The sequence below is a fragment of the Brevibacillus laterosporus genome (assembly GCA_007833815.1).
In the GTDB taxonomy this organism is placed as follows: Bacteria; Bacillota; Bacilli; order Brevibacillales; family Brevibacillaceae; genus Brevibacillus_B; species Brevibacillus_B laterosporus_D.
The window spans coordinates 4247126-4258280 of the sequence record CP033464.1 but is presented as its reverse complement, the minus strand read 5'-3'; the positions used below and the strand labels follow the sequence as shown (position 1 = coordinate 4258280).

9 protein-coding genes are annotated in these 11155 nt (G+C 39.2%); 8 read left to right on the top strand and 1 reads right to left on the bottom strand.

Annotated elements, in window-relative coordinates:
• Nucleotides 1-147: 147 nt before the first annotated feature.
• Entirely contained in the window at nucleotides 148-1662 is a 1515-nt protein-coding gene (locus EEL30_20620) for a long-chain fatty acid--CoA ligase (protein ID QDX94476.1), read from the bottom strand.
• Nucleotides 1663-2041: 379 nt separating this feature from the next.
• Here EEL30_20620 and EEL30_20615 point away from each other — a divergent pair, with 379 nt between their 5' ends.
• From EEL30_20615 to EEL30_20580, 8 genes are all read left to right on the top strand, one after another.
• On the top strand, nucleotides 2042-3265 hold the full coding sequence (locus EEL30_20615; protein ID QDX94475.1) for an alanyl-tRNA editing protein AlaX: 1224 nt from the start codon (nucleotides 2042-2044) through the stop codon (nucleotides 3263-3265).
• Nucleotides 3266-3332: 67 nt separating this feature from the next.
• Nucleotides 3333-3515 carry a hypothetical protein gene (locus EEL30_20610; protein ID QDX94474.1) on the top strand — a complete coding sequence of 61 codons (183 nt, stop codon included), beginning with the start codon at nucleotides 3333-3335 and terminating at the stop codon, nucleotides 3513-3515.
• A 274-nt stretch (nucleotides 3516-3789) separates the two neighbouring features.
• Nucleotides 3790-4764, top strand: a complete 975-nt coding sequence (locus EEL30_20605; GenBank protein ID QDX94473.1) for a carbohydrate kinase family protein — start codon at nucleotides 3790-3792, stop codon at nucleotides 4762-4764.
• 189 nt (nucleotides 4765-4953) lie between these two features.
• On the top strand, nucleotides 4954-5148 hold the full coding sequence (locus tag EEL30_20600) for a hypothetical protein (protein ID QDX94472.1): 195 nt from the start codon (nucleotides 4954-4956) through the stop codon (nucleotides 5146-5148).
• Nucleotides 5149-5543: 395 nt separating this feature from the next.
• Nucleotides 5544-7361: a SpoIID/LytB domain-containing protein gene (locus EEL30_20595; protein ID QDX94471.1), complete on the top strand. Its 1818-nt coding sequence runs from the start codon at nucleotides 5544-5546 to the stop codon at nucleotides 7359-7361.
• A gap of 245 nt (nucleotides 7362-7606) precedes the next feature.
• Nucleotides 7607-9451 carry an LTA synthase family protein gene (locus EEL30_20590; GenBank protein QDX94470.1) on the top strand — a complete coding sequence of 615 codons (1845 nt, stop codon included), beginning with the start codon at nucleotides 7607-7609 and terminating at the stop codon, nucleotides 9449-9451.
• A 142-nt stretch (nucleotides 9452-9593) separates the two neighbouring features.
• Nucleotides 9594-10283, top strand: coding sequence for a metal-dependent hydrolase (locus tag EEL30_20585; GenBank protein ID QDX94469.1), 690 nt, complete (start codon nucleotides 9594-9596; stop codon nucleotides 10281-10283).
• Complete coding sequence (locus EEL30_20580) at nucleotides 10283-10921, top strand: CoA pyrophosphatase (GenBank protein QDX94468.1); 639 nt, start codon at nucleotides 10283-10285, stop codon at nucleotides 10919-10921. Before EEL30_20585 ends, EEL30_20580 begins: the two co-directional genes overlap by 1 nt.
• The last annotated feature ends 234 nt before the right edge of the window (nucleotides 10922-11155 follow it).

Here is an 11155-nt window from a genome sequence, read left to right as displayed (position 1 = left end):
GAAATCGTAAAGAAGAGAACGTCGGTGCAGTTCTCTGTGTGTCCATGAAAGCATATCGTTACAGAGGAACCAATCCTTTCATAAAAATTTCCCCATGGCATTTTTTCGCATAAGTAATCGAAAATTTCTGCACACGCCAACTGGCTTTTATTGCTTATTTTCCATGACAAGTGCTTGTTCTTTTAAGAATTTTTTTAACACTTTTCCTAAACTATTTTTCGGCAGAGCATTAGTAAATCTAATCTGTGGGATCTTATAACTGGCAAGTCTTTGCTTACAGTATTCGTGTATCTTATCTTCTAAAAGAATACTCCCCGCTTCCTTCACAAGATAGGCACGTGGAATTTCCCCCAAAACCTCGTCTGGAACAGCAATGACCGCTGCTTCTAGTACCTGCGGAATTTGCAAAATAACTTCTTCTACCTGATCGGGATATACATTTCTTCCACCAGATACAATGACATCCTTATATCGCCCTAAAATATATAAGAAACCATCCTCATCTAATTTGCCACTATCGCCGGTATGTAGCCATCCTTCTCTTAACACCTTTTTTGTGGCTTCAGGATTTTTCCAATAGCCTTTGAATACATAGGGGCTTTTTATAGCGATTTCCCCAATTTCTCCTACAGAAAGCTCTTCTCCTGTTTGGGGATGGACGATTTTACATTCAACATTTGGGATTATCATTCCAGCCGATTCGGCTTTTTCTAGACCCATTTCAGGAGAATAATGGCTAATTCCCAACCCTTCTGTGCAACCATATCCGGCTGTCATTGAAATTCCGAGTTCGTTATAATGATTGATTAAAATTGATGGTACTTTTGTACCCCCTGTGCTGGCTATTTTTAGTGATGTCTTTTTTCTCTGACTCCTTTTAAATTCTTGCAGCATGTAGGTATAAACATATGGAAAGGCAAACATCATGGTAATTTTCTCTTTATCAATCATATTCCAAATCTTTGCTGGGTTTAAATCAGATAAAAAGACCATCGTAGTTCCAGAGACGATACTGTATAGCATGTTATACACAGAACTTAAATGATAGAGATGATGTACGGCAAGGAACCGTTCATTTTTATAAGAAGTGGAATAGGAAAAAACCTCTTTAAGGGATTGGGAGAAAGCACGATGGATGAGCTCGCAAGCTTTTGGATTACCAGTGGTACCAGAAGTAAACATGTAAAAGGCCGTATCGCTTTCGCTGACGGTAACAGAAGGTTCCGTGGCAGGGTAGCGGCCCGTAAAGATTTCATCAAACGTTGTAGAGGTATCGATTCCCGCTCCTACCAGTATGAAGAAGGGGATTAGCTGCATATCAGGAAGGACTTCTCCAAATTCTTGGTCGTAGAAGAGGATCTTCGGCTGGGAACTTTTTACGATACCTTCTAATTCATAGAAGGAATAATGAAGATTTAATGGAACAACAATTGCCCCGATTTTTAATGCTGCCATCATGATGGTTGGATAAGGATGATTGTTTTTACACAAAATTGCAACCCGGTCCCCTTTTTTTAAGCCCAATTCCAGTAAATAGTGTGCCAATTGATTTACTCTTTCGTAATAGATTTGAAACGAATAGCGAATCGGACCACTAACGAGCGCTTCCAAATTAGGGGTTAGCTCAGCGCGAAGTTTGAGTATTTCTTGCAATGAATACATAAGAATAACCTCATTTCCTATTATTTTCACATGGAATGTAAGAGATCTTTTTAGTTGGATAGAGTAGTTCAATGGGCCATTTTGTTCAAACAAGATCATTTTGTTTATGGATAAAATTGTATTTATGATTTTTGGTAATTATGTATGATTTTTAATCTAATTTGAATGATTTTACGGAAATCATATACTTTTCCCTTAAACATCGTTCCTGCTAGGATTGCTGCAATGGTTGCTTTTGTCTTCGTGTTGGTAGATCCTTATGTCTTAGTTATAACTCAATTATTTGCAACCAAAAGCTACCAACTTTTTCTTTCAGGTTTCAGTACTTTTGCTCTTTTCACTCTGTTCCCTCTATAATAGAAGCGGAGGTGTGAGAAGCATGTTAATCTCAGCGACAGCAAAACTCTATTATCAAAATCCTTATTGGCGGGAATGTACAGCAACCGTCTTGCAGCAAATCACCGATGAATGTCAAAAAAACTGGGTTGTGTTTGACCAAACTATATTTTATCCAACAGGTGGAGGTCAGCCGCACGATACAGGATACATAGGAAAACAGAAGGTACTAGATGTGGAAGAGCGAGATGGAGTTATCTGGCATCAACTAGACACTCCGCTCACTTCTGATCAAAAACAGATGCAGATGAAGATTGATTGGGAGCGACGCTTCGATCATATGCAACAACATGCGGGGCAACATATTTTATCGGCAGCTTTTGCAGAGGAATGTAAGGCGACTACCATCAGCTTTCATTTAGGTCAAGAAACATGTACGATCGATCTAGATATCAAAGAATTGACCGATGAGATGGCTAAAGAAGCAGAAACCTGTGCTAATCAAATCGTGTTTGAGAATCGAGATATTACTGCCCGTTTTGTGAATGAAGAAGAGCTGGAGAAATATCCGCTTCGTAAAAAGTCGACCGTTGAGGAAGATATTCGCTTGGTTATTATACCTGATTTTGACTACAATCCTTGTGGAGGAACACATCCTAATCGCACAGGTGAAGTAGGTCCGATCCTTATTTTACAATGGGAAAAGCATAAGGGACATATCCGTTTAGAGTTTACAGTAGGCAAGCGAACGATGGATTTATTGCATCATAAACATGCTTTACTTCGACAAGTGAGTCGTGTTTTACAAACCAATGAAGCTGGTTTGCTTGAGGCTGTTTTACGAGTACAAGAGGAACAGAAACGATTAACCGAAGAGCTTTTACAAGTAAAAGAAGAGTTGTTGACATATGAAAGAGACCAGTTGCTCAGTTCAGCTGAGGAACTTCATGATCGGATATTAATTACGCAATTGTATGAAGAGCGTCCTTTGACAGAGTTACAAAAAGTAGCTCAGCTCATAACTGGACAAGCAACGAATGCGATTGTTCTCCTGATTACGGGTGGAGTGAAGCAACAATTTGTCTGTGCATGTGGCACAGGAGCACATGTTGAAATGAATACTTGGGTAAAACACATTCTACCACGTGTTGAAGGGAAAGGTGGAGGTAATGTGTTGATAGCTCAAGGGGGCGCGGCATCTCGTTACAGCCTAGAACAGATTCTTGAATATGCACGAGATGAATTGTATATGTTGTTAGAAAAATAGGATGTTGAACGCTTTCGTAAAAAGCTATACAATAGAAAGTAGTTTTAGATGAAGAAGGTGTAAATCTATGTCAGAAGAACAAGCTCCAAAAAAAGTTAGCCTAGCTGAAGCGATGAAGCAAAGATTAGCTCAAAAGAAGCAACAGGCACATGAAAAGGATTCTCAAAAAGGGAATCAAGCAACAAAGGTGCTAAAGACGCAAAACAACAAGAAGCCTAACAACCAACGCAGACGCACAGGTGGTTCATAGGATTTTAGACAAACAAAAGCTTGGAATGAGCGAATGGAGAAACGTAATCTGTTTCTTGTTCGCTCTTTTACTTTTGAACTAAAATTCACCGGATAACATGCTTTGTGTGTATACCATAGAACCATGTTTTTTCGTTCTATTAACAAGAAACGTCAGGCAGCTTTGCCATTTAACTATTGTTGAAAGCTGTCGAATAAGGTAATATTACAATAACGTAAATGGCATATGGATTGGTCATGAGATAAAACAATACAAAGACAGGGGTCTAGTGATTATGAGTCTTTTTCTCTCTGTTCTAGGAACAGTTTTTATGGATGTGAAGGGATTTCCGTTTCAAGCATATGAAGCCAAAAACCGGAATCTAGGTAATGTCCAGTTTGTTCATGGCGGAGTAGGACGTAACATCGCTGAAAATTTAGGAAGAGCGGGCTGTCCAACCGCTTTTGTATCGGTTCTTGAAACAACCGGTATGGGTCCAGATGTTGAAAATCGTTTGAAAGCAGCCAATGTAAGCACGGATTATTCTCATTATACCAAGCATGGTGGCATGGGAATGTGGATGGTTATTTTGGATGAGACTGGAGAACTGCAAGGCTCTATCTCTCAAATGCCAGATTTGAAACAAATGGAACAATTGATTAAGGACCGCGGAGAAGAAATCGTTCAAGCTTCCTCGCACATTATTACTGAATTAGACTTGAATCACGAAATTATTGCTCTAATCACGAGCCTGGCCAAAAAGCATAACAAACCAATCTATGGTTTACCAGCTAATATGGAGATTGTGCTTGAACATCCAGAGCTACTACATGATTTTGATTGTTTTGTTTGTAATAATTATGAAGCGGACAAAATCCTGGATGTTGATTTTACAAACATGGAGCTTACTGCTCAATTAGTGGCACTTACTTCTTACATGAATACATCCGGCTTACAACAAATGGTGATTACGTTGGGTGAAAAAGGCTCTGTATTTTATGATAAGAAGACTGGCGCACGGGGTCACCAGCCTGTATTCCCAGTGAACCTGGTAGACTGTAGTGGTGCAGGAGATGCCTACTTCTCTGGTATTGTAATGGGACTCTCTACTGGTTTATCCCTTCAAGAAGCGGTTGTATGTGGCACTAGAGTAGCAGGGTGGACTATTGAATCAACAGAGAGCATCTGTCCTGATTTAATGGAGAAAATTGAACAAAACCAAGAAATGCGTGACTTGCTTTTTCGACATGAATTAGTAGGACAAGCATAACGAATAGAGAACTGACCTTAGTGGTTGGTTCTTTTTTTGCCCAAAATGGAGTTTCAAATCATCGAGATTCCTTAAAGGAAATTTGAGATTGCAATGTTTCGTGTTTAGCGTATGTGCTCTCTAACCATTAGGCATACTGATTAGCAAAAAGGCAATGCCTTGTACAGCGTTAGGAGGCATGTAAAAGCTATGATTGGTTATCAAGTAACCTGGCAAGATGCAGGTCAAATAAAAAAAATACTTGATGATTTTTCCATTCCTTATCGCTTAAAAAACCAAGTAGGGCAACTGATTTTTCTGTTTCCTCAGGTACCCTTCGGCAAAGATGTGTTTATCCGCGAAGTTTTTTCGTTGTATGCTAGTACACTTTCTTCAAAAAATTGACGATTGTTAGGAATGCATTACAGTAGGGTTGTGTAATCAGAAGATCTATTAACTGATTACACAACCCTTTTTATATGGAGAAACACTTTTCAAAAAAGCAGTATCATGAATAATATTATTAGGAATATATTCCAAAAAAACAGCCAGATTGGATGATTGATATTTTTAGTGATACTAAACAAAATGTACTAACTTTTTGTCATATATATGCATTGAATATGGTTTTTAGCATATTTGTGCTGATTTTTTTCAAATTTAGTGAAACTATTTGCAAAGTCTAGAGTCTATAATAGGAGGGAAAGTTATCCAAAAAATATATCAAAGGGTAGCGAATGCTTGCCTGATAAGACCTTCTATGGGACAGGCCTTGTATAGGAACTGAAAGGAGTTACAACATGAAAAAAACAAGTTCGATCCTGTCATTGGTGGTGCTCATGTCTACGGCCATCACTCCGAGTGCTATGGCAAGCCAATTAAAAGCCCCTGTGCTTATGGCTAGTAACACGAATGCATACCGATCCATGGATCAAATTGATCTTCAAGGAACGTATCTCACAGAGAAAATTATGACGAAGGATACGGCAAAGAAAACGATTGAATTGGAACGATCGGGATTGCTTACCTTAGCAAATGAGGTACAAGTTTATCAATTATCTGGCGATTCGCTCGTTCCTAAATCTTTGGCAGATGTACGTGTGGGTGCCGAAAATGTCAGAGTATATGTAAATGGACAAGATCAGGTAAAACTGTTGATCCTGGAGGGAGAGACACGTGTAGATCGAATGCGCATTGGACTTTTTAATTCAGGCTTTGGTTCACTTGATCATGCTTCATTTCAAGCGAAATCAGCAGACGGCTTGTTACTTATTGATAAAAAAACCAACCAGCAATATGAAGTTGCCCCAGATCAATCTGTCAGCATCACTAACCAAGGCAATACCTTAACCGTTAGCGTTAACAACCAAACGCTTGTTTCTATGTCAGAACGTCTGTACGTGGTTCCTGCTGCTACTAATGGAATGACGGAAGTGTTGAGTCTCAATCGAGCGCAAGGAACGCCTAAATACCGAGGTATGCTAGAAATTAAACCATCCACGTCAAACGGTAAACTATCTGTTATCAATGAATTATTGTTGGAGCAATATTTGTATCAGGTAGTACCAAGTGAAATGCCAGCATCCTTTGGACAAGAGGCATTAAAAGCTCAGGCAATCGCAGCGCGTACATATGCTTTGAGCGACTACTACAGCAATCGTTATGCTGCAAAAGGATTCCATGTAGATGATAGCACAATGAGTCAGGTCTACAACAATACTCCAGAAAATGCGACAGTGACAAAAGCGATTGAGGAAACAACGGGTCTGGTAATGAAGTATCAGAATGAGTTGGTTGATGCACGTTACTATTCATCATCTTCAGGAGTGGGGGCAGGGCGTCACGAAATTTGGCCTGATACAGTTACACAGCAGTTTCCTGGAAGCAGTGTCCCTTATTTGATTCCACAGAGTTTTTTAATGGAATCTCAAAAGAAAGCAAAATTTATGCCAATAACAATCGCAAGTGAGGAAGATATGCTTTCTTTTGTGAAAAATTTATCGGTCATTAGTGTCGATTCTCAATCGCCGTTTTTCCGCTGGAAGGTTGAATTATCAAAAGGAGAGCTACAAAACACGATTAATAAAAATTTAGCTGCCCGTGCAGCCGCTGATCCGAATGGGGTATATATCAGCCAGGGTGATGGAGAGTTCGTCAAAGGAGCTATTCCCTCAAATGGTGTAGGTGAATTATATAACCTTCACGTTAGTAAACGCGGAGAAAATGGAAATATTCAGGAGTTAATTCTCGAAGGAAGCAATGGTACCTTTAAAGTGGTAAAAGATTATAATGTGCGTTACTTACTTCGTCCTACTAAGACCTATACAGGTGGTGGAGACGTTATTCTTCACCGGACTTCAGGTGATTCTTCTCAATATGATGCAAAGCAAGCAATGAAGAACTACAGCCTATTGCCATCCGGTTTTGTTGCCTTTGAAGTAAGCCAAGATGAGAAGGGGAATCTTCAGAGCGTCACCATTTATGGGGGTGGAAATGGACATGGTGTAGGGATGAGCCAGTATGGTGCTTCGACACTAGATAAACTAGGTTTACCTGTAGAGCAAATTCTCCAAACCTTCTATCCTAATCACCAATTGGTAAATTTGTATCAATCTTAAATTTGTAGAGTGTTGTTGAACTCTTACGTAAATTATGTCACTATACAAAGATGGCCGTTTGGTCATCTTTTGTTTTCAGCATTGCTTTATTGGAACAAACATAGAATTACCGCATTTTGGGATTTTTCAACTTTTTTCATCGAATAGGTGCCACTTTGACAGGTTTATGGTAAGATATTTTGGGCGGAAATACCTCATACTAGGTAAACAGGCCGATAAAAGATTAAAAGAGAGGCTTACAAAAAATGAATTGGAAACAGTATTCTCTGATAACGTCTCTGTTACTCTTAACTAAATTTTTTTGGTTTAGAATTTTTATTTACGATGACCGAAACCCTTTTCGTTTGCTATGGGCTGAAACAAGCTCTGTTCTGTTGATCGTCGTAATCTTTACCTTACTCTTTTATAAGCGTAAAACATTGATGTATACGATCGCTAACTTTTTGTTGTCTAGCTTTATGCTTGCTATCGTTGTGTACTTTTCCTACTATGGAAAAATTATGACCTATCAAGCCTTCATGCAGATTGGACAGGTAAAAGATGTATCTTCCAGTGTATTTTCCTTAATTAAACCACAATACTTTGTGCTATATCTGGATTTAGTTATTTTCTTACTCTGGTATCGCTCTGTCAAAAAGAAAAAACAAAATGAATCTCAAGCACATTTGGACATGACCTTGTTAAAACGATTGGTTTTAGCCGCCTGTTGTGTGGTAGTTTTGTTCTCTTTAGAAGGTGTAAAAGCAGAGCGGACTGCCAGTATCCAGAATGAAACTAAAAAAGCGCAACAACAAGGATTAATTACTTTCCAGCTCAATACCTTCTTGAAAGATCAAAAGGTCCCAGCATGGAATGAGGAGTATATAGCACGTATCAAGGAATTAAAGGCTGAACGTGAAACACAGCAACCCAAGCAATTATTTGGGGCCGCAAAAGGTAAAAATGTGATGGTTATTCAATTGGAGGCCTTCCAAAACTTTTTGCTTAACAAAAAAATAAACGGTGCTGAAATCACCCCACATCTAAATGCTTTGATCAAGGAAAGTTATTATTTCCCGCACTTTTTCCAACAAGTGGGTCAAGGAAACACATCAGATGCTGAATTTATCAGTAACACGTCGATTTATCCAGTAGGAACTTCACCGATGTCCGTTTCTTTTGGGGAAAGAGAAATTCCGAGCTTGCCTCGTATGTTAAAAGAAAAAGGCTACACTAGCATGACTTTCCATGTGAATAAGGCTGATTTCTGGAATCGAGATGTGATGTATCCAGGGCTAGGCTTTGACAAATATTTTGATACCGAATTCTTTGGATATGACGATATTGTTGGACTTGGTCCATCTGACGAGATTTTATTTGATAAAACCCTAGGGATTCTAGAAGAACAGCACAAACAGAACCGACCGTTTTACTCTCAAATCATCACTTTGTCAGGACACCATCCTTTTGTTATTCCCGAAGAAAAGGCCACCCTATCACTACCACCTTCTTGGGTAGGGACTAATGTAGGTAACTACATGCAAGCGCAACATTATGTGGATGAGCAGCTGGGAGCCCTCTTTGCGAAAATGAAACAAAACGGACTGTGGGATAATACGGTTATTGTTCTCTATGGAGATCATTATGGGATCACGCAAGACGAGCAGGACAAAGATGGAAAACCGATTATCGAAAGCTTGACGGGACATGCCTACGATAAAGTGGATGCATTCACCGTGCCATTGATTGTTAAAGTTCCAGGTTATGCAGAAGGGAAAACAATGGAGAATATGGGTGGGCAGATTGATATTATGCCAACCATCGCTAATGTAGTGGGACTTGATCTTTCAAATGCCACTTATTTCGGGCAAGATTTACTAAATACTACACACAATGTATTGGGAGAACGCTTCTACATGCCAAGCGGTTCCTTTATTAATGATGACATCCTATTTATTCCTGGTCAGGGTCTTGAAGATGGTTCTGCTATCAATATTAAGACGCACGAAGTTGTTGAGAATTTAGAGCCATATAGGAAAATGTATGAAGAAACCCTGGAGCTCTTGTCCATCTCTGATGCTTACGTGAATCAATTACCAGTGAGGGATTAATAAGAGAGCAAATGAAATTCAGGAGAGCCGTTTCTAAAGAGACGGCTCTTTTACTTTCGGATGGTAAACCTATCAAAAGGGGACAGGCATCCTTTTCTTCGTGTATAATAATGGTTATTACATAGATGAAAAGAGGGATATCATGTACATTCAATTTCATGGACACTCTTGTGTACAATTGACACATGACAATCAATCCATCATTATTGATCCATTCCTGACAGGCAATCCTATTGCCACATGTAAGCCGGAAGATATAAAAGTAGATTACATTCTGTTAACACATGGACATGGTGATCATATTGGCGATGCAGTCCAAATTGCTAAACAAAACGATGCAACGATTATTTGCATGGTGGAACTAGCCCATTATTTAGGCTGGCAAGGGGCTAAGACTATGGGGTTTAACATTGGTGGAAAGGTTCATCTACCATTTGGTTCGGTAAAAATGACACAAGCTTTTCATAGCACAGGCATTGTTTTTGATGAAGAACAACGTATTATCTATACAGGAATGCCAGCAGGACTCGTAGTCAACATGGGTGGTAAAACCTTCTATCATGCTGGAGATACTGGACTTTTCGGCGACATGAAATGGATTGGTGAGTTGCACCAGCCAGATATTGCTTTCTTACCAATAGGTGATCATTTTACAATGGGACCAGAAGATGCGCTACTTGCTGCGGAGTGGATAAAAGCAAAAACAGTTGTACCGATTCACTTTGATACTTTCCCTCCAATCAAGCAAGATGGACATGAATTTGTTAAAGCTTTGTCTACAAAAGGGCTACAAGGCAAAGTAATGCAGCCGGGAGAAGGCTGGGAAGTATAATGGATGATCGACAGATAGATCGAGTTGTTGAACAAATGGTAAACCGTCAGCGTGGCATCTTGGGTCAAGAAGAATCTCGCAGAACAGCGGTGCTTGTTCCATTGATTCGCAATGAACGTGGAGAATGGTCTGTGTTGTTTGAGAAGCGGGCTTCAACCCTAAGGAGTCAGGCGGGCGAAATCTGTTTTCCAGGTGGACATGTTGATCCCATTGATCATAATGAATGGGAAGCGGCTAGACGTGAAACATCAGAAGAGTTAGCCATTGATCCTAGCAAAATTATATATGCAGGGGATTTGGATATTCTGGTCTTATCTTCGAGTTTGTTGGTGTATCCATATGTTGGTTTTGTGCATACCGAAATTACTGATCTCACACCTAACCCAGATGAAGTGGAAGAAGTTTTTGTTGTATCGTTACAAACCCTACTTGATACCATTCCTGATCGTTTTGACATTGACCTACGTTTTGAACCAGGTGAAGATTTTCCTTATCATCTAATAGCAAATGGTCGAGATTATAAATGGAGACATGGAAAATTACCTGAATATTTTTATGAGGTAGATGGTCGAATTATCTGGGGATTAACTGCACGCATTCTTATGCATTTTTTACAATTTTTTCGCAAGCAATCATAAGGATAGGAATTGGTAGTAGATGATCGGATAAAAAGGAAGGCATGGTACAAAAGGGGCTTCAATCCCCAATCGTATCATGTCTATTTTGATTGGAGAAAATAAAAAATATTTGAATTTATTTTTTGAAAAATCTAAAAAATGAATAAAAATGGAATATTCAAGCAGGAAATGGATTGTATGTTACGAATTTATAGTTCTAGTCAAGCCAGTTTTTGCTTATCTAAGAATAAGGGA